The organism is Paracoccus spongiarum, from assembly GCF_030732095.1.
Classification (GTDB): domain Bacteria; phylum Pseudomonadota; class Alphaproteobacteria; order Rhodobacterales; family Rhodobacteraceae; genus Paracoccus; species Paracoccus spongiarum.
Genome location: NZ_JAVAMQ010000020.1, coordinates 17,953 through 39,955 on the forward strand (window position 1 = coordinate 17,953; position 22,003 = coordinate 39,955).

The 22,003-nt window shown below is 66.4% G+C and carries 24 protein-coding genes; 2 read left to right on the forward strand and 22 right to left on the reverse strand.

Annotation, left to right across the window (positions count from 1 at the left end):
• Window positions 1-10: 10 nt before the first annotated feature.
• From Q5Y72_RS16300 to Q5Y72_RS16355, 12 genes are all read right to left on the reverse strand, one after another.
• Complete coding sequence (locus tag Q5Y72_RS16300; RefSeq protein WP_305964484.1) at window positions 11-262, reverse strand: hypothetical protein; 252 nt, start codon at window positions 260-262, stop codon at window positions 11-13.
• Window positions 262-936: a YcbK family protein gene (locus Q5Y72_RS16305; protein ID WP_305964485.1), complete on the reverse strand. Its 675-nt coding sequence runs from the start codon at window positions 934-936 to the stop codon at window positions 262-264. The genes Q5Y72_RS16300 and Q5Y72_RS16305 overlap by 1 nt, the downstream gene beginning before the upstream one ends.
• A 91-nt stretch (window positions 937-1,027) precedes the next feature.
• Entirely contained in the window at window positions 1,028-1,315 is a 288-nt protein-coding gene (locus Q5Y72_RS16310; protein ID WP_305964486.1) for a DUF6127 family protein, read from the reverse strand.
• The gene (locus Q5Y72_RS16315; RefSeq protein ID WP_305964487.1) at window positions 1,312-2,388 is read right to left on the reverse strand and encodes a DUF2793 domain-containing protein; all 1,077 of its coding nucleotides are present in this window, start codon (window positions 2,386-2,388) and stop codon (window positions 1,312-1,314) included. Before Q5Y72_RS16315 ends, Q5Y72_RS16310 begins: the two co-directional genes overlap by 4 nt.
• A gap of 18 nt (window positions 2,389-2,406) precedes the next feature.
• Entirely contained in the window at window positions 2,407-6,372 is a 3,966-nt protein-coding gene (locus tag Q5Y72_RS16320) for a baseplate multidomain protein megatron (RefSeq protein ID WP_305964488.1), read from the reverse strand.
• A 12-nt stretch (window positions 6,373-6,384) separates the two neighbouring features.
• Window positions 6,385-6,831: an NlpC/P60 family protein gene (locus Q5Y72_RS16325; RefSeq protein ID WP_305964489.1), complete on the reverse strand. Its 447-nt coding sequence runs from the start codon at window positions 6,829-6,831 to the stop codon at window positions 6,385-6,387.
• Window positions 6,828-7,712, reverse strand: a complete 885-nt coding sequence (locus Q5Y72_RS16330) for a phage/gene transfer agent baseplate hub protein (protein ID WP_305964490.1) — start codon at window positions 7,710-7,712, stop codon at window positions 6,828-6,830. Before Q5Y72_RS16330 ends, Q5Y72_RS16325 begins: the two co-directional genes overlap by 4 nt.
• Window positions 7,709-8,335 (reverse strand): DUF2460 domain-containing protein, encoded by a 627-nt coding sequence (locus Q5Y72_RS16335; RefSeq protein ID WP_305964491.1) that lies wholly within the window; start codon window positions 8,333-8,335, stop codon window positions 7,709-7,711. Before Q5Y72_RS16335 ends, Q5Y72_RS16330 begins: the two co-directional genes overlap by 4 nt.
• A gap of 28 nt (window positions 8,336-8,363) precedes the next feature.
• Window positions 8,364-10,547: a phage tail tape measure C-terminal domain-containing protein gene (locus Q5Y72_RS16340; RefSeq protein ID WP_305964492.1), complete on the reverse strand. Its 2,184-nt coding sequence runs from the start codon at window positions 10,545-10,547 to the stop codon at window positions 8,364-8,366.
• Window position 10,548: 1 nt separating this feature from the next.
• The gene (locus Q5Y72_RS16345; RefSeq protein WP_305964493.1) at window positions 10,549-10,698 is read right to left on the reverse strand and encodes a DUF7697 family protein; all 150 of its coding nucleotides are present in this window, start codon (window positions 10,696-10,698) and stop codon (window positions 10,549-10,551) included.
• Between the two features lie 56 nt (window positions 10,699-10,754).
• Window positions 10,755-11,204: a phage-derived protein YdaY family protein gene (locus Q5Y72_RS16350; protein ID WP_305964494.1), complete on the reverse strand. Its 450-nt coding sequence runs from the start codon at window positions 11,202-11,204 to the stop codon at window positions 10,755-10,757.
• A 4-nt stretch (window positions 11,205-11,208) separates the two neighbouring features.
• Window positions 11,209-12,147, reverse strand: a complete 939-nt coding sequence (locus tag Q5Y72_RS16355) for a phage tail tube protein (RefSeq protein ID WP_305964495.1) — start codon at window positions 12,145-12,147, stop codon at window positions 11,209-11,211.
• Window positions 12,148-12,311: 164 nt separating this feature from the next.
• On the opposite strand from Q5Y72_RS16355, the gene Q5Y72_RS16360 reads away from it, so the two are divergent.
• A complete protein-coding gene (locus Q5Y72_RS16360) occupies window positions 12,312-12,710 on the forward strand; it encodes a thermonuclease family protein (RefSeq protein ID WP_305964496.1) in 399 nt (132 codons plus the stop codon).
• 7 nt (window positions 12,711-12,717) lie between these two features.
• Here Q5Y72_RS16360 and Q5Y72_RS16365 read toward each other — a convergent pair whose 3' ends face one another.
• A complete protein-coding gene (locus Q5Y72_RS16365; protein WP_305964497.1) occupies window positions 12,718-13,137 on the reverse strand; it encodes an acyl-CoA transferase in 420 nt (139 codons plus the stop codon).
• Between the two features lie 40 nt (window positions 13,138-13,177).
• Between Q5Y72_RS16365 and Q5Y72_RS16370 the strand changes: the two genes are divergently transcribed.
• Window positions 13,178-13,717 carry a hypothetical protein gene (locus Q5Y72_RS16370; RefSeq protein WP_305964498.1) on the forward strand — a complete coding sequence of 180 codons (540 nt, stop codon included), beginning with the start codon at window positions 13,178-13,180 and terminating at the stop codon, window positions 13,715-13,717.
• Between the two features lie 8 nt (window positions 13,718-13,725).
• On the opposite strand, the gene Q5Y72_RS16375 is transcribed toward Q5Y72_RS16370, so the two are convergent.
• From Q5Y72_RS16375 to Q5Y72_RS16415, 9 genes are all read right to left on the reverse strand, one after another.
• A complete protein-coding gene (locus Q5Y72_RS16375) occupies window positions 13,726-14,349 on the reverse strand; it encodes a DUF6441 family protein (RefSeq protein ID WP_305964499.1) in 624 nt (207 codons plus the stop codon).
• Complete coding sequence (locus Q5Y72_RS16380) at window positions 14,346-14,660, reverse strand: head-tail joining protein (protein ID WP_305964500.1); 315 nt, start codon at window positions 14,658-14,660, stop codon at window positions 14,346-14,348. The genes Q5Y72_RS16375 and Q5Y72_RS16380 overlap by 4 nt, the downstream gene beginning before the upstream one ends.
• Before the next feature lie 11 nt (window positions 14,661-14,671).
• The gene (locus tag Q5Y72_RS16385) at window positions 14,672-15,694 is read right to left on the reverse strand and encodes a major capsid protein (protein ID WP_305964501.1); all 1,023 of its coding nucleotides are present in this window, start codon (window positions 15,692-15,694) and stop codon (window positions 14,672-14,674) included.
• Window positions 15,695-15,832: 138 nt separating this feature from the next.
• Window positions 15,833-16,213: a head decoration protein gene (locus Q5Y72_RS16390; protein ID WP_305964502.1), complete on the reverse strand. Its 381-nt coding sequence runs from the start codon at window positions 16,211-16,213 to the stop codon at window positions 15,833-15,835.
• Window positions 16,214-16,239: 26 nt separating this feature from the next.
• Entirely contained in the window at window positions 16,240-17,622 is a 1,383-nt protein-coding gene (locus Q5Y72_RS16395) for a S49 family peptidase (protein WP_305964503.1), read from the reverse strand.
• Window positions 17,622-19,136: a phage portal protein gene (locus tag Q5Y72_RS16400; RefSeq protein WP_305964504.1), complete on the reverse strand. Its 1,515-nt coding sequence runs from the start codon at window positions 19,134-19,136 to the stop codon at window positions 17,622-17,624. The genes Q5Y72_RS16395 and Q5Y72_RS16400 overlap by 1 nt, the downstream gene beginning before the upstream one ends.
• Window positions 19,137-19,139: 3 nt before the next feature.
• Window positions 19,140-19,352, reverse strand: a complete 213-nt coding sequence (locus tag Q5Y72_RS16405; RefSeq protein ID WP_305964505.1) for a phage head-tail joining protein — start codon at window positions 19,350-19,352, stop codon at window positions 19,140-19,142.
• Between the two features lie 3 nt (window positions 19,353-19,355).
• Window positions 19,356-21,389 (reverse strand): phage terminase large subunit family protein, encoded by a 2,034-nt coding sequence (locus Q5Y72_RS16410; protein ID WP_305964506.1) that lies wholly within the window; start codon window positions 21,387-21,389, stop codon window positions 19,356-19,358.
• Window positions 21,334-21,939 carry a hypothetical protein gene (locus tag Q5Y72_RS16415; RefSeq protein WP_305964507.1) on the reverse strand — a complete coding sequence of 202 codons (606 nt, stop codon included), beginning with the start codon at window positions 21,937-21,939 and terminating at the stop codon, window positions 21,334-21,336. Before Q5Y72_RS16415 ends, Q5Y72_RS16410 begins: the two co-directional genes overlap by 56 nt.
• Between the last annotated feature and the right edge of the window lie 64 nt (window positions 21,940-22,003).

Here is a 22,003-nt window from a genome sequence, read left to right on the forward strand (position 1 = left end):
GCTGCCTGGATCAGAACCGCCCGTCGCGCAGGCGGTCAGCGAGATCGTCGCGATCACGAGGGCGGGTGCTGGCAGCCTCCAGCATGCGGCGTTGAGTTTCATTCTGGCGCTCCATCTGGTTCAGGCGCTCGGCGTGTCGGCCGGCGGTTTCACCGGCCCGCCGCAGGTTGAGAAGAAAGAGGAGGACCGCGCCGATCAGCGCGATCCAGATGGCCAGATGCCGCGCCCAGCGCGTGGCCAGCAGTGGAGACAGGGCACCCATCACCGACACCCCCGGTTCCAGTCGTCGATCCGGGCCCAGACGGTCAGGGCAATTCCGGCCAGCGCCAGGGCGATAAAGGCCCAGCGCAGGGTGTCGAGATAGGGGATCAGCGGTTGGATCGCCGATTGCGCATCGCTGAGCGTCTCCTGTGCGATCTCGATCCCCGCCGCACCGACGGTGGCGATCCCCGCCGCGCCACTGCCCTTCATGGTGCGGCTGTCCGCCAGATGTTCCCGCGCGGGCGGCTGATCCTCGGCGAAGGGGATGGCGCGGGCGGGAAAGGGCTCTCCCCAGCGCCGGGCAGGGCCGAGATCGATATGCATGAAGCCCGAGCGCGGATAGGTGCCGAAGCCTAGGAAACCCTCCGCCCGCGCAGCCTTCTCGAAGGCTGCGGGGTCGTGATTGGCCATGGAGATGTCGAAGGCCGTGCCTTCGAGATGCTTCGAATGTTTGGCGCCGCCGACGCGCCGGTTATGCTCCGGGCTGCGATAGGCGGAATTCACGATCAGCGGCTTGCCGAGCCGCGTGCGCAGCGCCTGCAGCCGGTCGAGGGCCTCTTCATGGATCAGGATCGATCCGGTGCCGCGACAGGCGATCTCGGCGGGTGAGAAGTTCGGCCAGCGCCAGATGTCTTTCGGCACGTCGCGCCAATGGCGATAGAAACGGGCGGTCATGAGGATCCTCCGGATACGAAAAAAGCCCGCCGGGAGGGCGGGCCGTGGGTAATGGGTTTGGTGCGGTTGGCGGTGTGCGCCGCGTCGCGCGTCAGCCGCCCTCGCCGAAGAGTTTCAGCTTCAGCGCAATTCCGGCCAGCAGCGTCAGGATCAGCCCGGCGGTCAGCATGCGAATGACGGTCTGGGCGGCGGTACGGCGCATGAGGCGGATGCCTTCCAGCAGGGCGCGCAGGTCGCGGATATCGAGGGCGGCTTCCCTGCCGTCGAGCCCGGCATCGACAAGGGCGCGTCTTGCGCCTTCCTGAGCGGCCCGGGCCAGCAGTTCTTCAAATTCGCTCTCGCTCATCTGCAGCACGTCGTCGAGACGTTTGGGTGTCATCCGATCTTCGCTCCCCAGAAAGTGGTGTGATCAGCGGCGAAATACCCATCCGCTGCCTGGAAGCTGCCCTGCAGCGCGACCGTATCGCCCGCGTCCAGCAGCACCATGGTCTGAAGCCAGAGGGCCGTGGCCTCGGACACATGCGCCCCGGATATCTCGCCCAGCGAGCCCCGGATCTCCGTCGACCCGTTCAGGACCAACCGTCCGCGCATCCGGGCGCTAGTATTGGCATTGATCTTGAAGAGCAGCGACGCGCCGAAGAGATAAGTCCCTGAGACCGGCGCGACGAAACGGTTCGTCGCGGCATCGAAACAGCCCTGGTCGTTATAGTCCGCGACATTGATCCCGAGCGTCGTCCAGCTGTCGGTGGCGACGTAATTGTCGTAATTCGTATAAGCCTTGAAGCGCGGCAGGTTCGGCTGGTCCACGATGCCCGTCGCCGGATCGACGCCCAGCGCGTCGCGGAAATTACTGCCATCGGGCGAGACAGCGATGCGCAGCCGGTCCGATCCGAACATGCCGATCAGCGCCCGGGTCGAGAATGCGGTCTGCAGGATCAGCCCGGCATCGTCAGTCCCTGTTTCCCGGTTCAGGGTCTGGGTCAGATCGCCGCTGCCGCCATCGGCGGCGTAGAGGGCTGTCCAGAGGGCGCTGTTCAGCTTGGCCGAAAAGGGGGAACCTGCGCTGGCCGACATGCCAATGCCGAGCCGGGTCAGATCGTCGAGGGCGGTCGGGATCACCCGTTGCCAATCGGCACCGTTCCGGACCAGCAGGACCGCCTCACCCTCGACCCATGCCCGCCAGCCGTCGCGCGGGGGTAGGCGCAGCCAAGCGCCATCGGTCCAGAGGGCCACGTTCAGATCCCAGCCGGCCCAACCGCCCGTCGCGCCGGGGGCGACAATATAGCGATCACCGTCGGACGGGCCAGCCGGCGGCACGGTCAGCCCCCGGCTTTTGACCGAAAGCTGCACCAGCCCGTCCAGCAGGCGCAGGGCCTCGTTATGGGTGACGTGCTTCTGCGCCTGCGCCGCCATCAGATATGGCAGCAGCAGGTTCGTCGTGCTGTCGGGCATTTTCTGGTTTCCCGGTCTTCAGAGATAAAGGGCGGTGGTGTGTGCGGTGCCGCGCCCGATGCGGGTCGAGAGCTGGCAGATGCGGAGCGTCACACTGTCACCCGTCGCCAGTTCTGCGCCCCAATCGGCGGTCTGTTGCGCGGCGCCGTAGGTGACTGAAGGCGCATTGCTGGTCAGGGTCCGCTTCACGACGTGCCCATCCATGATCCGGACCTCGTAGCTTTCCTGTTCTTCGCCCGGCGGCACTTCCATGCCCTGCCAGCTATCGGCGGCGAGAGTGCGGGACCGGCGTTTCCAGCGGATTGTCAGATCGCCCGGGACATGCGGGCGCCGCCACGGCTGGTCGATATGGACCGGCGAGAACGGCCGCAGGCCTTCGCCCTCGGGCGTGAAGGTAAGGGCGGCGAATGTATCGCTGCTGACCGGATGGCGGGCGGGTCCGATGCGCCAGTTAAACGGGATGCCGAGATCAGCTTCCGGGATCGGCAGCGGGGTCAGGGCCTCGTTCAGCAGCACCACCCGTGCCCCGGCCGGAGTCGGGTTGCCCATGGCATGTTCGGTGCCGCGTTGGCCGCGCAACAGCCGGGTCAGGCGGTATCGCCCCGGCGCGATCAGCTCGGCACGGCCTGCCTGGACGATCTCCCAGCGCCCCGGCGCGGTGTCCACGGCCAGCGCATTGGCACCACTGAGGAGCGCCAGATCGGTGACGCTGTCCAGCTGGCCGCTCATCAGATCGAGGATGAGGACATTGCCCAGATCAAACCGCGATGTCGGACCGGGCCAGAGATCGGTGGCAAGACGCCCGAGATTTGCCCGGCGGCGGATGGTTGTGACCAGTTCGAAGCCATCTGTGCCCGGGCTGCGATACACCGCCAGCGCGCCGGGCCATGGCTTTGCCGTGGCCGCGATCAGCGGCTGATGCGCGGGAACGTCGTCGCGAAGCTGGGGCAGATCGAGCAGGATCACCTCCGGCGGCCCGAAGGTCACTGCACGGGGCAGGGTGGCCGGTCGCTCAGCGCCGGGCGGCTGATCATAGGCCTCGCGGTCCTGCCGCACGGCTTCCACGCCGCGCGCCTCGGCATCGGCGATGGCGGTCAGACGAAACTGCTGCTGGCGCCCATCGTGATCCAGCGCAATGACATCCGCCGGGTCCAGCGCCAGCCTTGAGGGCGGCAGCCGAAACACCGCGCTTTCGCGGCCCGCCCAGGCTTCCTGCAGGGCGCGGCGGCAGCGGCGTTCAGCCTCTTTCGGCGGCACTGCCATCGGGAAACTCTCGGAGGCGATGCGGCTCGTGTCCACGGTGATGCGGGACGCCTCGACCAGCGCCGCGTCGTAATCCTCATCGGCCCGGGCCACTTGCCATTTGAGCGCCTGCGGCAGCTCGGTTTCCTGCGCCCGTGTCAGCTCGATCGCCTCGCCATCCGTGTTGCCCGCGACCAGATCGTCATGGGCTATGGTAGCAACCGGCGCCCGGCCGCGCATGATGAAGCGGATGACACCTTCGCTCTCGACCGCATCGAAGCCGAAATGCCGCGCCAGCGTGGTGATCGAGGCGCGCGGGCTTTCAAGCGCGGTGATGGCATAGCCCTCGGCCGCGCCCCAGAGGCCGGAGACATCGATGCGGGATTCCAGCAGCCCGGCGCGCAGGCAGAGATGGCGGACGAGAGCGGCCAGCGAGACCGCGCCCAGCCGCCCGGTCAGCCAATGCCCCAGTCGCCAGTTGGCGCCGTCGGTCCAGACATCGCTGAGCGCCGGAAAGAAGGGATAGGGTCGGGCATCCCAGGTCCAGGCCGCGCATTCCTTCACCTCGACCATGTTGCCCGCATACTCCGTCGAGACGGGGTTGCTCGCCGGTTTGCCCCAATGAAGATATGTCGCTTCCAGATATGCGCGCTGAATGGCATCGTCGCGCCAGCCGCGCGAGAAATATGGCACGAAGCTTTCCGAGGATTTGGGGTCATAGAAAACGTTCGGCTGGTTGGTGCCGCGGTCGATGGCCGGGCAGCCAAGCTCGGTGAAGCGAATCGGTTTTGATCCGGGCAGCCACGCCGTCGGTGTCACGGCCTCGACGCCGCCCGGCCGATCATAGTGCGGGTTCGACCACCAAGCGCGCAGGTCTTTGGGTCTGAACACCCACTGCTTGCCATAAGTCCCGTCGGTGATCGGGGTCCGGACCTGTGCCGCGCGGTCGGCCTCCGTGGCATAGAACCAGTCGAATCCCTCTCCGCCTGCGATGTTCGACTGCAGATAGGCTCGATCATGGATCGCGGGCCAGCCAGCCTGCGCGTCAAGGTGATCGAATCCGTCGCGCCAGTCCGACAGCGGCAGGTAATTGTCGATGCCGATAAAATCGATGGTCGAGTCGGCCCAGAGTGGGTCCAGATGAAAATGCACGTCCCCGCTGCCGTCGCTCGGCTGATGCCCAAAATATTCCGACCAGTCGGCGGCGTAGCTGATCTTCGTGCCGGGCCCGAGGATCGCGCGAACATCGGCCGCCAATGCGCGGAAGGCTGCGACGGCCGGGTAGCTGTTGCCAGCGGCGCGGATCGTGGTCAGCCCGCGCATCTCGGAGCCGATCAGAAACGCATCGACCCCGCCCGCCGCCGCGCAGAGATGGGCGTAATGCAGGACCATGCGACGAAGCCCGTGGTCACCGGGATCGCCGGCCCAGCGCACCTCGTCGCCGCTGACGGTGAAATCGCCCGCGCTGGCGCTGCCGAAAAAAGCATCAACCTGATCAGCTGCAGCCGCCGTCTTGTCGACTGTGCCTGCCTGACCAGCGGCAGGCGAACAGGTGATCCGCCCGCGCCATGGGAATGCGGGCTGACCGGTCCCAGCCGCATGGTTCGAATAGGGATTCGGCAGGGCATTGCCCGGCGGCACATCCATCAGAATGAAGGGATAGAAGGTCACCCGCAGCCCGCGCGCCTTCATCTCCCGGATCGCCTGCACCACCGCGAAATCGGCCGTTGTGCCGCCATAGACCGGACGATCCTGATCATCGCGACTGACGAGATGCGCATTGGCCCGGTTGACGCCATTCACCGACCATGTCTTCGGACTGCTCGCCTTCTCGGCGACCTCAACGCCGGGCCGGATGGTGCAATTCCCGCAGCGAAGATCGTTGCCGAACCAGGCGACGACGAGGCTGACACTTTCCACCTTCGGCGCCATTGCCTGCAGCCGGTCCAGCGCCACGTTCATGTCCGGGCTGCCGGGCATGGCGTTCAGATTCTCGGTCGAGGTGGTACCATTGCCGCCCTTGCGCACCGGCTCGGTGGCATAGGTGAACTCGCCCGAGGCCGGGATCAGGGTGACAGCCCGGGTCAGCCCTTCGGCGGTGTCGGGATCGGCCAGCGGTCGGAACACTTCGAACGAAAGCTGCGGCAGGCGATTGCCGTAATCGTTCAGCGGCAAATCCTCGAAGACGACATAGGCCGTTCCGCGAAAGGCAGGTGTTTTGTCCGCGCCCATGGTGGCAGCGATGAAGGGATCCGGCTCCTGCCTCTCGCTGCCCGGATACCAGCGCCACGTAATCCCCGATGTATCGAGCGGCTTGCCGTCCGCCCAGATGCGCCCGATGCCGGTGATCTCGCCCTCCGCCAGCGCCACGGCAAAGGATGCATAGTAGAGATATTCCGTGGTCTCGACCTTGGGCCCGCCGCCCTTGCCGCCGCCCTGACGGCTGGTCTTCGTCTCCTCCCGAAAATCCGTGGCCCAGATAATAGTGCCGCCCATGCGCATCCGGCCGAAGACCCGCGGGATGACCGCGCCCTCGGTCGAGGCGGTGATGCGCAGATTGTCGAGCCGGGCGCCTTCGATGCGCTGGGCTGGGGCGAGCGAGGAGACGATCCAGCTGTCCACGGCCGCGCCGATGGTGGAGCCGATCATGCCGCCGATGGCCGCGCCGGAGACGCCAAGAATCGCGCCGCCGAAGCCGCCGCCAATCGTGGCGCCGACCGAGGCGAGAACTAAAGTTGCCATGATGAAAAAGTCTCAGATGCTGGGGAAGAGGAAGGCGAAACCGATGCGACGGCGCCAGGCTTGTGTCAGCGGTTCTTCGATGACGCCCAGCCGCTCATAGGCATGGATGAAGCGGTCCGGTGCGGCGAGAATCCCGATATGCTTGGCGATGGCGCCGGGGCGCATGCGAAACAGGATCAGCGCGCCGGGACCGGCATCAGCGACCGGTACCTCGATCATCATCCGCCGTGCGCCTTCGGCCAGCACTTCACGGGTGCCGGTCTCGCCCCAGTCGCGACTATAGGGCGGGATCGGAAAAGGCTCTTCACCCACGACCTCCCGCCAGACGCCACGCGCCAGACCGAGGCAGTCGCAGCCGACACCCTTCAGGCTGGCCTGATCGTGATAGGGCGTGCCGAGCCATGCGCGCGCGGCGGTAATGACGCGGTCCGGATCGGCGGCGTTTTGCGGCCGGGTCAAAGCACACCGCCATCATGCCCACCGCCCGATGTGGCATAGCGCAGGATGGTGTCATGGCCGGGGATATGCGGAAAGCCCCGGAAGTTTACCACGTTGCCGAATTTTGCGCCGCAGGTGGCGATGCGCTTGTCGCAACCCGCCCGGAGGGTGAAACCATCGCCCGCGCCAATGGGACGGATCGGTGCTTCCAGCAGCGTCAGGACCGCAATGCCACCGCTGCGGTCATGGGCCAGGACCTCTGCGCGGCGCCCGGCATTGGGGCCAGAGGTCCAGACCAGCGTGCCGAAGCGGAACCAGCCGGGCACGAAACCGCCGAGCCCGGATGCGGTGAAGGCGCGGTCGCGCAACCTGTCGATGACGGTGCCGGTGCCCCGATAGGCCGGATCCTCCAGATCGACCCCGCAGCGGACATCGCCCAGCGCGGCATCGCAGCTGGCCTGAAATGTCCGGCCGACGGTCTGGCCGAGGAGATGCGACATCGAGCGGATCTCGGCCACGAAGGCATGTCGTCCGCGCCTGATCTGACCAATGGCGCCGCGTCGCATCAACACCCGCTGCGCAGGGTTGGCCCAGTTCACCCGCCAGAGCTCGACTTCGGCATTGTCCCAGCGGCCGTCCAGAATATCGGCCTCGGTGATCCGGTCGGAGCGCAGCGCGCCCGCCGCGTCCTGGGCATCGACCGAGAGATCGGCACCGGAGCGGATCTCGCTGGCCGTCAGCCCGCTTTCCGGTTCGAACTCGGTGCCATCGAAACTGAGGGGGCAATCGTGATCGGTGAAGCCGAAAGCCGTGCCATCGGCGCGGGTGATGCGCCAGCACCAGGCCAAGGTCGTGGTGCCGCTGTTCAGATGCGCCTGCAGGGCGGGCGGAATGTTCTTCATCGCCGGATCTCCACCAGCGGAATGGAGGCGATGGAGCCGAGCCGTTCGATATCCAGCGTCACATCCAGCGCATCGCTGTCGAAGCGCACCGGCACGTCGAATTCGAAACCCGCCGTGATGGCGATGCCATCGGTTGGCGCGGTGTCGAAACTGACGAGGCCGGTTTTATGATCGACCGACCAGCCGCCGGGCTGCGGCACAGCGTTCAGGGCGATCTGGACGGTGCCCGCGACCGGCTTGGTGATGGTCCGCACCCAGCTTTGTCCGCCCGAGGCATAGCGTTTGACCAGCTGAAAACTTGTCTTCACGCCATCTCCAATGCCGATCTGCTGATCCATTGCTGCTGGCGCCCGCGAAGGCAGGCAGGACCGATGATCGGCCCAGTCCTTGAAACGAAAGCCATAGAGCCTTCCGCTCCGGGCCTCGAAGAAGGCCACCACCGCCGCCAGATCGTCGGCGCGGCGGATGCCGTAGCTGACATCGTAGCGGCGGCGCGAATTGGCCCAGCTCGCGTTGCGTTCCTCGTCGCCCGAGGCCAGTTCGACGATCTGCGTACGACGCTCCGGCCCGCCGCGCGCGCCGCGGCTGATATTGTCCGGAAACCGGACCTCGTGAAATGCCATGCTTGGCGTTCCTTTAGTGCAGGTTCTGTCAGAGACCGCGCCGCCCCAGCGAGACCGCACGGGCGATATCGGCGGCGATCTGGGTGCGGGACTGTCGAAAACTCTCGGCGTCGCGGGCGTTGATGTTCACCGTGACGGCATTGCCGTAATCCTGCGCTTCCCGGCGCGACAGCACCCGTTCGCCGCGCTGCAGGATCGCGGGCACCTCGTCATGACGCAGCCCGACCATCCCGCCGCTATGCATGCGTGGTGCGCCTGCGAAGGCGAGTGCAGGGACGGTGCGGCCAGGACCTGTGGCACCGACCATGCCGCCCGTGTGCATGATGCTGGCAAAGATTCCGCCTGCGCCGCCCAGCGCGCCCGAAAGCGCGTTGGCGATGGGGCCGAGCAGAAACCGTCGCGCGGCCAGCTTCGAGAGATCGGCCAGTAGCGAGGTGACTAGATCGCGAAAGTCGAGCTTGCCGGTCTTCACGAATTCCCCGACCGCATTCTCGGCGCTCTGGAACGCGCCGACCAGCGCCTGGCCGATATCGGCACCGATCTCCTTTGCCTTCTTCGCATAATCCGACAGAGCCTCGGTCACGGCCTTCCAGTCGGTGGCGGTGGCTTCAGTGGCGGGTTTGGCCTCGTCAGCAGCCGCCTTGCCCGCGGCCCCGGCCTCCTTCGCGGCGGCGCCTGCGCCGGTTGCGGCCGTTTCGACCCCGCCCAGCGCATCTTCATAACTCCCGGCCGCTTCGGTCGCCACGTCCAGCGCCGCGCCACCGGCGTCATCCTCGCCGCCCGACATCGCGGCGCGCAGCGCCTCCATGGCCGGTCGGACCCCATCGAAGGCGGAGGCGCGGCTGGAACTGGCCCGGTCGCGATAGCGGCCCGCCATATGGGCGGAATTGCTGGCCGCATGGTCCAGCATGGAGGCCCGGCCCAGCGCCTCGAACACATCGATGCGGGTGTCCGAGCCGATTTCTTCGGCGACCTTGTTGAAAGTGGGCGCGATCATGCCCAGAAAATCCGACCATTTCCCGGCGAGGAATGCCATCAGCCGGGTCCAGATCGCCTCGATCTCCGATTGCATGGCCCGGAAATCGTCGGCGAAGGACATGGCCGTGGTCTTGATCCCCTCCCAGACCGCTTTCGCCACATCACCCATCAGCGCCATGGCATTGCCGAACCCGCCCGCGCCTCTGACCAGCCGGGTGAACTGATAGACGAGTTCCCCGGCGCCGACGATCAGGGCGCCGATGCCCGTGCGGATCAGCGCGCCACGGAGGACCACCAGTGCGGTGGCGAGACCCCGGACCGACAGTGCGGCCGCCGCCAGCCCTGCCACCCAGCGTCCGGCCATGAAGGCGGCGAAGCTGGCTGCGTAGGTGGACAGCCTGCCGATCTGGTCGAAAAGCCCGCTGATGGCCATCCCCAGCGGTCCCGTGCGGCTGGCCAGAGCTGCCATGGCATCGGCGACGGCTTCCAGCGCAGGCGCGGCCGCCACCGCCAGTTGGTTCGACAGACCCCGCCAGACAAGTCCCAGCCGCGAGATCGCGTCATTCGTCCGTTCGATCCTGTCGGCATCCTGTTCGGAGACGACGACACCGAAGGCGCGGACATCCTCGGTCGCCTGCCGCAGGGTGGCGGTGTCGATGCGGGACATGGCAATCGAGCCTTCCTCGCCGAAGAGTTGCCCTGCCACGGCCGCACGCTGGGCGACTGGCACGAAATCGGCAATGGCGGCATTGATCGCCCCGACGCGCTGATCCAGCGGCAGTTCCAGCAACTCGCCTGCGGTCAGGCCCAGCCGTTCCAGCGCATCTGCCGCCGGACCACCGCCCGCCGCTGCCTGGCTCAGCCGCCGGGTCAGATCCTTGGTCGCCTGTTCGATGCCGGACATCGAGACACCGGCCAGTTCCCCGGCACGCTCCAGCGTCTGGATCGAGGCAACGGTGGTGCCGAGCGACTGCGCTAGCTTCGCCTGCGCATCCACTGTCTGGAGGCCCGACCGCACCATGGCGATACCAGCAGCCGTGGCGGCGGCCACCGCAGCGGCAGCCGCGACGCCGACCTTGCGGGTGAAACCGGCCATGCGGGCATTCGCAGCCTCCATCTCGCGCGAGAGCCGCCCGAAGCCTCGCGATCCGGCCTCGCCCACACCTTCCAGCTCGGCGCGCACCTGCCGCCCGCCCACCGCCGCGAGGCGGACGCTGACCCGTTTCTCTGCCATCTCATCGTTCCATCTGTTCGTTCACCTTCCGGACCATCACCGCTTCAATGATGGGCAGCAGCTCAGCGGCGGCCATGGCCGGGATGCCCAGTGCTGCCGCCAGCCCCAGCGCGGCCGTCAGATCCCAGCCGATCACGGCGCTTGGGATCACCCGCAGCTGGCCGCCAAGGCGCCCGACCAGATCCCAGACCTGCCAGCCCTCGAAGGTCAGAGGCTGGTTCTGCCGCGCCGGGCAGTCTTCGCAGGCTTGCGTGCAGGTCGCGCAATAGCTGTCGCCACCGCCGAAGGACCATTCGGCAAGGGCGTGGAGACGTTTTTTTCCTGCTCCAGCAATAGTCCCTTCGAAACATAGACCAGCTGGAACGCCTCGAAGATCGGCCAGATGTCCAGAAGCGCGTCGATGGCCTGCGGGCTGGGAGTGATGACATTTCCATCGGTATCGCCGACGCCCTCCCAGTCCAGCACCGCACGGCGGGCCAGCGCCTTGGCGAAGACCAGTGCCCGTTCCTCATCGCTGGTTCCGTCCGGGACGGCTTCCACACCCGGATCGCTGCGCGTGGCGACCATCAGCGCGGTGGTCAGCGGGCGCAGCAGCACCCGGACGCCGGTGGCCAGATCGTGCCAGCGGGGTTCGTTACTCAGGTCCAAGGTCAGCATGGGTTCAATATTCCTCGCGGTCGTTGATCAGGGTGGCGGTGCACATGCGGCCCAGCGCGCCGTCGCGCGCGGCCTGCCAGTCGAATGTCGCCTGCACGCCCTGCGGCCCGGAAATCTCGATCCGGGGACGGGGCAGGTAGACGGCGTGCACGGTGAAGGTGAAACTCTCGCCCGATGGCAGGGCATAGGAAAATTCCAGCGCGCAAGGATCGCCAACCATGGCCTGGGTCACCAGCGAGCTGTCGGCGAACCGGACCTCGATGGACCCGGTCAGCGCGGCAATCGACGGATCGGCACCATCAATGCGGCCATCGGCGCGGATGGTCTCGATCCGGTCGAGATTGTTCGCATAGCTGATCTGGGCTGAGACGACATTGCCCAGCGCCGCGCCATTGCGGGTGATCGACCCGTTGAAATGGCCGAAGCGCTTCAGGCCGATCGGCGCGGGTGTACCGGCGATGCTGACGGTGCCGACCGCTTCGCCCTGCGCGACCAGCCGGGCGGTCGCGGTCAGCAGCCCGGATCGCTGCATCTGCCAGCTGAGCTGGTCGAGCACGCATCCGGAATAGATGGCATAGCGTGGCACCTCGGGCATGCCGGTCTCGATGGAGAGGCTCGGCAGCGTCCAGGCCCCGGACCGGAACTCATGCGTCCAGGGACCGGTGCCGGTTGTGACCGGGTCGCCGAACGCTGCCTTCAGCCAAAAGCCGAAACCTTCCGCATCGATTGGCACCACGACATCGCCATCGGCTGTCACCGCGTCCTTGATCGGCGCCAGCGGATCGCGGCCATAGCCCAAGAGTTCGGAGTTCAGCAGCGGCTGTTCGGCCCCGAGCGTTGTGCTGGCAAAGGGCATCTTGGTGAAGCCGCCGACCGGCGGCGTGCCGTAGACGGTCTCGAACGCCAGCGCCATCTGCGCCCGCGCCCCCTGGGCTCGTGCCATGAAAGATCCTTTCGGTCAGTGTCGGGTTAAGAAGGTTTGCGGCGCGCGGTTGCGGGTCCGAGCGCCGCGCCACAGAATGGGCAGGTGTTGGGATAATGGTCGTGAGGAGCGGTATGGTAGGACTGGGATTGCTAAGAGCGGCGCATTGGCTGTCCGGAGTGCAGGTGACCCTCGCGGTCATGGCGGCCATGGTTTTGACAGGATGCGTGCCGACAGAAGTCGCGGCACCCGCGACGCCATCACGGTTCGATTTTGCCGGTCAGGTGACGCGGGTTGTCGATGGCGACACGTTCTGGATCAACTCCCAAAGCACCCGAATCAGGGTCTGGGGGCTCGACGCGCCGGAGATCGGACGGGCGGGAGGGTCAGCCGCCACGGCGCAATTGGCGGGCCTCGTCTCCGGGCGATCCGTTCAGTGCAACATGCGCGATGTGGACCGTTACGGACGCATCGTCGGGCAATGCTGGCTGCCGGACGGTCGCGATATCGCGGCGACGATGATCGCCAGTGGCACCGCGCGTGAATATTGCCGCTTCTCGGGCAATTATTACGGCACCTGCTGAGAGCCGCTTATGCCAGCGGGTCGGCGGTGGCGTAGTGCAAGATCACCGGGATCACCGCCGCCTTCAGGCTGGCCGCGCCCTCGACCGGCAGATCGACCGGGCGAGGCGCCTCGGCTTCGACCCAGTCGCAGAGACCGCCCAACGTTCGGTCGGCTGCGATGGTGGTGCCGATGCTGGCGCAGAGGGTGTCAAAGGCTGCGTCACGGTCAGAGCCCTGAATGGCCGCCTCGATTTCGGCGCGGTGCTGATAGTGATAAGCGACCGGCGACAGCGTGACCTCGGGTTCTCCAGGATCGCCGTCGCGCAAGACCAGCAGGCCGTCGGGAGGCACGCGTTCGGGCAGGACGTCGCCGCGCAGTGCGGAGGCGGGCAGGGCAGACAGGCGCGCGTGCAGCGCGGTGAGAATGGTTTCGCGGAAGGTGGGCATCGTTTATGTCTTAAGCCATGACTTTTATCGAGGAAGGCAAATGAATTTCGAAAGCTGCGGACCATTTCATTTTCCAAGGGAGCGGACCGGACGCTGGAGAGCGGCTTTCTGGGACGACGTCGAAGAATATTGGGACGGCCTAAGCCGCTCGGTTGGCTGCTACGCCTTCTGTACAGACAATGGTAAGAAAGTGCGCCCATGGTACGTTGGGAAGACGCTTGCGCAAGGAGGTTTTCGAGATGAAGTATTCACTCCTCATAAACTCCAACACTACTCGGAAATCTTAGCTCCGCAGGATGTCGACAAATCATATCGTCGCGGAAAGCCTTGTATCCTTCTGTTCCCTCTTGTGACTGAATCTTGGCGACTATCTAGCAACCGCAGCAGTTCTGAGCCTTACATCGACTGGCTGGAGACAACCCTTATCGGCATGGCATTGTCGCAGAATCCAGAAATCGCAAATACAAGCAAGACCCGCTTCCACCGGGAGGTCTACGTTAATGGGCTGATAGGAGGACAACTCCAAGGTCGACCCAGCAACGACGCCAACTTTGCGAAGCGGGCGTTCTTGTCAAAATAGGAGAAGGTCTAGTTGACCGTCCATTTCCCGACGATCCTCCCCGGCACCGCATCCACCGCCCGTTCCGCATCCCTTGCCAGATCCAGCCGCTTGGGCAGCCTGACCTGCGGCACCAGCAGGAAGATCGGCACAGTGGCCCGTCCGCGCCCGGTTTTGGACCGCGACACCACCGCGCGGCCCTTGGTATTGAGCCGCCCCTCGGCCACCAGCAGGCTCGGCCCGCGCCGACGATAGACGAAGCGCAGGCGCAGCCCGGTCCGTCTTTCCCATTCGCCCGGTGTGATGCGCCCGCCTCGCAGGGACTTTCCGGCAGCTTCGGTGGGGATCGCCAGCCAGAAGCCGTCCTTGGACCGGATCAGCGGCCCGGCATTATGGGCACCGATGATGACCGGCGCCTTGGACCAGACCAGTGCGGTGGCGTTCAGGCTCTCGCCAGCTTTGGGATAGGTGGCGTTGCGGATCGAATTCGCCAGCCGCCGTCCCAATCCTGCCCCGGTGATCTGCCCGCGCCAAGCTGTCTTGAGGCCTGCGCCCGCTTCGCGCATGGCGCCGGTCACGGCCTTCTTGCCCGCCTTGATTTCGGCCTGCATCATGGCGACGATATCGGGATCGATATCGAGTTTCAGCCTCACGCGGGCACCAGGTCCACGGTCCAGATCAGCCGGTCGCGGTCGCGGATCGGCTCGCCGTGGATCGCAAAGCTGTCGGCGCCGATGACGATCAGATCGCCCGGACGGGGATCGGGGAGATCGCTGACGCGGATATCGGCGGTCAGGGTTTCGGACAGGATCCGCGCCGATCCGAACTCGGTGATCCGGTCCGGCGCGCGGCGGATGAGGCGGATCGGGCGTTCTTCGGATGTGCCACCCGCGATCCAGACGGCGGATACCGACATGTCTGGATGGCCGAAGATGCGATCCATGGCGGCGCTGAAGGCGTTCATCGCGTCGCCGATCAGTTCGAGCTGTGCAGCCGGATCGCCAGCCGGGGCCGCTTGTTCACCGGCAGGATCGAGGCCTCGGTCATCAGGTCGATCCAACGGCCCTTGGGGTCGAGATGCTGGCGGGCATAGAGCGGCAGGCCGATGGTATTGGCGGTTTCCAGCAGGTTCGCCGGGCCGCCATAGGTCGTAAACGTGTCCATGGTGCCGGTCGGGAAGGCGATGCCCTCATTTGCCGGAACCAGACGCTCCGAGGTCTTGGTCGAGAGCGTCACCGCGCCCGCATATTCCTCGAACAGAATCCCCGCGAAGGGGAAGTTGCGCCGCACATCCTGCCGCAGAGGCTGGGCGCCGGTCGCGGCATAGAACTTATAGGCTTCTTCCGTTTTGGGGTGCGAGATCAGCTTGTCGAAGAATTCGCGGCTGACCAGAGCATGGACGCCCGACATGCTCTCGCCTAGCAGATTGTCCTCGACCGCGCGCAGCACCTCGCGGACCTTGCCTTGCACGTTGGTGCCAGCTGTGCCGAGGACGAAATCCACGGAGATCTGCGCGATGCCGAATTCGGTAAAATAGTTGTAGAGCATGGTCCCGGCCCCATCCTTCACGATGCCGCGGAGCGCGTTCATCTCCATATATTCGCGGGTCTGGGCGTGTTTGCGGCGCATCAGGGTCAGCTTGCGGGTCATCACCGCGACCAGGGGATCGGCCTCGTCGCCTGCGCCGATGGCGGGCACGCCCTGAATATCGGCGGGCAGGATCACATCGTCATGCGGGATCCAGGGCAGGGCAAAGCTGCGCATGGCACGGCCTTCGCGGCTGCCGACGGTGGCGGGACCGCCCAGCGGCACCGAGGGCAGGAGGTTCAGCACGCCCTCGATCTGCTCGATGATGACGCTGCGCTGGGAGACGCCCTCGAAGCGGAAGAGGCCCAGTTCTCCGAGGCGGGTATAGAGGTTCGGCAGGATATTGATGGCCTGCGTCATCTCGGCCAGCGAATAGCCGCCGGCATCGAAGGGATTGCGGATGATGGTCATTGGGAAGCCTTGTCAGGAAGGAGGAAGAAAGATGCGATGCCGCCGTGACGGTTCGAGCCCGCCGGGCGGGTCCGTGACGCCCGGGACGGTTCGCAGCCGCCGGGCGGGTTTGTGACCCCCGGGCAGGTTCGTAACCCGTCAGGCGCTGTCGCGGATGACGATGCCCAGCGCGGTCAGTTCCGCGTGCTTCAGGGCGATCTTGGCGGCATCGTCGACGCTGCCATCGTAGAAGAGGGCGTCGCGGGACAGGATCGCGGGGCCACGGGCGAGAAGGATGCCGGTGGCTTCCGCCAGCCTTGTATCGACCGGATAGAGCAGAATGCCCGCAGCCAGTTCCGCGCCATCGCTGCCGCCATGGCTGGCGAAGGTGTATTGGCCGCTGACGGTGACGCGGCCGAGGACCGCACCTGGTGGGTATTCGGTTCCCTCGGCCAAGGTGACGGTCTCGCGGGTATAATTGGGGTTCAGCTCATATTTGAGCGCATCGCCCATGCTGGGCGGCTGGGTCAGGACGGGCATCTTGGTCTCCGAAAGGTGTCAGGCGATCAGCGGCTGGCGCTGTCGGCGGATTTGCGGACGGCAGCGACGAGCGGGCTCGGTTTGTTCGTCGGCGCGGGCGCGCTGGCGAGAATGCCGCTGGCCTCGCTCTTGGCTGCGAGGCTGTCGAGGATCTGGCCGCGCAGGGCGTCTGGGCCTATGCCGCGCCGCACCGCGTCAGCGGCGTCCAGGGTGACGCCCAGCTTTGCCGCCTGCGCGCAGATCGAGGCCACTTCGGCGGCTTCGGCGCGGATGGCATCGGCGGTGGCATCGACCGGGGTGGTAGTCGCTGCGGCGCCGGGCGCGTGCGGCACTCCCGCCGGTTCCTGTGCCGTCGACGCGGCGGTTTGCGTCGGCGCGGGGGCTTGCTGCTCTGGCGTTCGGGCATCATCATCTGTCTGATCACTCATGATCATCTCCTGCTTGGGGTGGGGTGGTGAAAGGGTTTGGCGCTGCGGCGCGAGAGCGATCGGCATTGCCGGGCGGCCGAGACTGTCGGCGAAGGCGCGGAAGGCGGCGCGGGGATCGGCGACGGCATCGACGAGACCGGCCTCGACAGCCGCCGCGCCGCGAAACACTGCCGCTTCTGTGGCCAGCGCCGCCTCTTTGCCGAGCTTCGCCCCGCGCCCAGCGGCAACCGTCTCGGCGAAGAGCATGCGCAGATCCTCCAGCTCGGCTTGCAGCCGGTCGCGAATGCCGTCGGGCAGGGCGGCATAGGGATTGCCATCGGCTTTTTGGGCCCCGGCATGGATCAGCGTCACCGCCACACCCTTCTGGGCCAGCATGCCGGACATGTCGGTATGCATGGTGATGACACCGATGCTGCCCGCCGCCCCGGTGCGAGGCAGGGCGATGCGGTCGGCCTGCGAGGCCAGCGCGTAACCGGCCGAGAGCGCATTTTCCGCCAAGAAGGCGTGAACCGGCTTTGCATCGCGCGCCGCGCGGATGCGGTCGGCCAGATCGAAGGCCCCGGCCACCTCGCCACCAAAGCTGTCAATCTCGAGCGCAATGCCGCGAACGGCGGGGTCGTGGACCGCCGCTTCAATCTGGGCGGCGAGGCACTCATAAGAGGTCACGCCCGAACTCTGGCCGATCCAGGCGCCGCGATGGACCAGCGTTCCGGCAATGGCGATCACCGCCACGCCATCGATGACCGGGAACGGCGCATCGGCATCATCGCCATGCCGCCCGACCAGATTGCCGCCGATCAGCGAGGCACGGGCCGTCTGACGCGCGGCGATCAATTCCGGTTCTGCGACTGTCGCCCCATCAAAGCGAATTTCCTGTCCGGTGATGCGGGGCCCAAGTCCGGAGAGAAAGGCCAGTGCCTTGGCGGGGGCAATCATCAGCGGCGTATCGAAGGCGCGCTGGGCGATCTGGACGTGGTGCATCAGCGGTCCTCCCCGGGTTTGGCACCGTCATCGTCGTCGGCTGGGTCGGCGACACGGTCTTCGTCATCGTCCTTGCCATTGCTGACGTCCGTGCCATCGCCAGCTGCCTCACCCTTCGGCCCCTGCGCGGGCGAGCCTGGGCGGCGGAAATCGAGGCCCAGCGCCGCCTCGCGGTTGCGCTCGGCCGCGATCTCGCGATCCACCTGTTCGGCGTCATAGCCGCGCTCGGAGATGGCCTGGCTGCGGGATTTGAGGCCCGCCTCGATCTGCAGGATCTCGGCCGAGGCGTCCTTCATCGGATCGACCCAGTCCCAGCGCGTCGGCAGCCAGCTGACGGATTGGTATGCCCGCCGGTCGCGGTCATAGTCTGGCAGGTCGATGGCGCCCGAGAGCACCGCCAGATCGAGCCAGCGCTGCCAGACCGGTCGGCAGAGCTGATGGACGATCACGCTGTGCTGGATCGCCGAGACCCGGCGCCGAAAATCCAGCAGCGCGACGCGGGTATTGGAAAAGTTGCCGCGCGCCGCATCGCCGGTCAGATAGGGGTAGGGAATCCCCAGCGCCGCCGCGATCTGCAGCAATGTCCGGTATTGAAAGGGCTCATAGGTCGAGCCGGAATCCGGAGTCGCGGGTGTCGAGACATCCTCGCCCGGATCCAGACGCACGACCTGGCCCGGTTTGACCTCCAGATCCTCTTCGGCCGGTTCCAGGGGCGTTTCCGGGGCGGGCGAGGTGATGAACATGGCGAACATCGCCGCGGTCTTCTTTCGCTCCAGTTCGGCATCGTCATAAAGATCCAGCGTGAAGAGTTTCACAATCGCCGGGGCAAAGCGCGAGACGCCGCGCAGCTGACCTGCCTCGACCGGGTCCAGCACATGAATGATGTCGCTGGCCGACACGCGGACCGTTTCGCCCACCAGCCCCGGATCGGTCATGTCGCCGGGATGACGGCGCAGGAGGTGATAGGCGATCCGCCTGCCGATGCCGTCGAATTCGATGCCCGCCCGGATGGACCCGCCGCCGGGCAGTTCGCGGTTCAGATCCATCGGCAGCATCTCCGAGGGCAGCATCTGCAGCTGCAGCGGCACCGACAGCCCGTCCTCGGGGCGGCGAGGACGCAGCCGCAAGAAGACCTCGCCCGCCAGGAACAGTTCCCGGGCAGCGCGGCGTTGGAGCCCATAAAAGTCCGTCAGCCCTTCGGCATCGGCCTCGTCGGTCCAGGCGAGCCACAGCTTTTGCAGCGCCTCCTTTTGCGCGGCATTGGCGATGGAGGAGGAGGGCTTGATCCCGTCACCGACGACATTGCTGGCGAAGGCCTCGACCGCCCCGGATGCATAGCCATTGTTCCGGGCCAACCAGCGGGCCCGCGCCGTGATGGTTTCGCCCGCGCCCGCGATCAGCGTGTTCACATGGGCACGGGAGGCTCGGAAGCCGCGCAACCGGCGATGCGACTGCGCCGCGTCGAACCCGCCAATGATCGCGCCAAGCCTCTGACGGATGCCGTCGAATGCCATGGATCAGAGCCCCTTCGTGGCCACGGTGCCCCAGCGCCGACGGCGGGTCGAACCGGACGCGCGACTGATGCGGGATTCCAGATCGGCGATGGCAGCGGCCAGTTCGGCATCCGAGCCATAGGTCAGGGTCTTTCCGTCATAGCTGACGCTGCGCAGCCCGCTGAAGCGCGCTTCCTGCAGCGCACTCAGCAGCGCCCGCATCCGGTCGATCTCCATTTCTCACCTCATGAAACGCGGTGTATAGGTTTGCCGCTTGCGGCGTGGCATGGTCGGTGGCGCGCCCGCCTGACGGACAGGCGGGTCGATTGCGGGTTCGGCGGTGTCGCTGATCGCTGTCTCGGGTGCAGCGACACCCGCCTGGTCTTCCAATTGCCGCCACATCCGTTCGTCCCAGCGATCCGCGCCCATGATCCAGGCGGCGGCACGGGCATAGACGCGGGTGTCGAGCGCCTCGTTGCGTTCCCGCAGCTTCTGCCATTCCTGACGCCCGTAACCGCGCTTGTTCCGGACCGTGACCAGTTGTTCGGCCACCAGCTGCTTCAGCCATTCGCTGTCGGCCCAGTCCGGCAGATGGATCATCCCCGGCGGATCGGGCTGATCCTCTTCAGGCCGTTCCAGCCGCAGCAACCGATAGGTCTCGATCTTGAAGGTGGCCGTGGCCACCGACCAGAGCCGGGCGCCTCGCCGCAGGCGTTTGCCGCCCACCGTCGCATCGACAAAGGTTGGCCCGGAGACCGGCGTGGCCCGGTTGAAGCCTTCGAGCCCTTTTACCGGCGCGACTTGATCGAAGCCTTGGGCCCGCGCCCAGGCATAGACCGCCGCCGCTTCATAGCCGGTATCGATGGCGAGCTTTGCGATGGGCATGACCGCGCCATGCGCATGCTGCCATGTGCGGCCGAGCAACTTGGTCAGCTCCGCCCATGCCGCTGGGCTGTCAGGACCGCCCGGGATGACGATGTGATCGATGAGCCAGCTTTGCAGTCCGCGTCCCCAGGCCCAGGTATCGACCTCGATCCGGTCTTTCTGGATATCGGCTCCGGCGGTCAGGAAGAGACCGCCCTCCGGGATCTGGGCGCCAAAAACTTCCCGCCGGTCGGCCAGCCGCTGCCATTCCGGCGCCTCGCCGCGCTCGACCCAGGTCTCGCCCAGCAGCGTGTTGCGCGCCGCGCGCAGCATCTCGTCATTGCCTTGCGCGGCCAGCCATTCCCGGGCGATCTGTTCCCAGCTTTTCCAGCCGATGGGCGAATAGAGCGCCGAGAGGTGATAGCCGACATGATGCGGATCGGCGGCGCTTGCGGTCGCGCGCCATTCGCCCGCTTCCAGCATGGCGGTCTTGTGATGCTCGGCGATCAGAGTGTCGCAGGCGTTGCAGGCATAAGCCGCCGTTTCCGGCCGACCCTTCTCCCAGCGCAGGCGCTCGAATTCCAGCCATTGCATCACCCCGCAATGCGGGCAGGGGACGAAAAAGCGCCGCTGATCGCTGGCCTCGAATTCCTGCTCGATCCGGCTCAGCCCCCGGATCGTCGGGGTCGAGACCAGAAACACCTTTCGGCGATGCGCAAAAGTGGTGCTGCGCGCCTCGGCCAGCGTCACCGGATCGCCCTCCTCATCGGCGGAGGGCGGATAGGCGTCGATCTCGTCCAGAAACAGGTAGCGCGCGGGCATCGACCGCAGACCGGTGGCCGAGTTCGCCCCGGTCAGCACCAGAATGCCGCCTGGAAACTCTTTCGACAGCATCGAATTGCCTGCATCGCGGGACCGGGCCGGGCTGATGCGTTCACGCAAGGCGGGACTGTCCGCGATCAGCGGATCGAGCCGCCCGCGTGAGGCGCGCTTGGCCATCTCGACCGTCGGCAGCACCGCCAGCATCGGCCCCGGCGCATGGTGGATGACAAAGCCGATCCAGTTGTTGCCAGCCTCGGTCGCCCCGACCTGCGCGGCTTTCATGAAGCTGATCCGCTGCGCCGGATGGCCGGGCGAGAGCGCATCCATGATCTCGCGCAGATAGGGCGTCCGCGCGGTGCGGTAGCGCCCGGGCTCGGCTGCTGCGCGGGATGAGAGCCAACGATGCTTGTCCGCCCATTCGGACACGGTCAGATCGGGGTCGGGCCGGATGCCGCGCGACCAGGCGCGCAACATGTCCTCGGCGCCATCGAAACTCAGATCGGGTCCGGTATCGTCGTCATCGGTCCCATCGTTATGGGTCAAGCGCGACCTTGAGGTCGGCGAGGGCGGCAAGCTGGTCTCGGACATGGGCTTCCAGCACCCTCTGCAGCACCCCGGTGCCGATGCTCATTGCTTCCCCGGTGGTCTTTTCCATCTCGGCTGAAAGCTCCGCCGCCATGATCGCGGCGACGCGCGCGGGCCAGGTCACCCAGGCATCGCGCTCCTGACGGGCCAGCCGGAAGACCAGTGTCTCGGCCCGGGCCCGGTCGACCAGCACGCCCTTCTTTTTCTGGATCGCGATCTGGCGCTCCTGCGCCTGATAGACCGTCAGCGCCGTCCGGGCCTTCAGATAGGAGGACGAGTCGCCCGGGCCGCTGATCGATGGGGCGGTGAGGTTATCGGCGGGGCGGGTCGGCCTTTCCGGTGGCGTCGATGAGGTTGCCTGCCGTGCGGTGCCACCGTTGGACCGGTTCTGCTGATCCGGGTCTGTCGTGGCCCCGCGCCTTGCGTCCGAGGCCGCCGCGTCGATGGAGCCATCGGCGAAGAGGACCAGCCGGCCGCTCTTGCGCGCCTTCTGCACCCCGCCGCGCGACAGCCCGGCATGGGCCGCATAGGCCCGCTCGCTCATGCCCTGCATCGGCGCTCTCCCGGTTGATTATAAAGCAATGATATTGCTTGTGATTTACTTGATATGGTCGCGG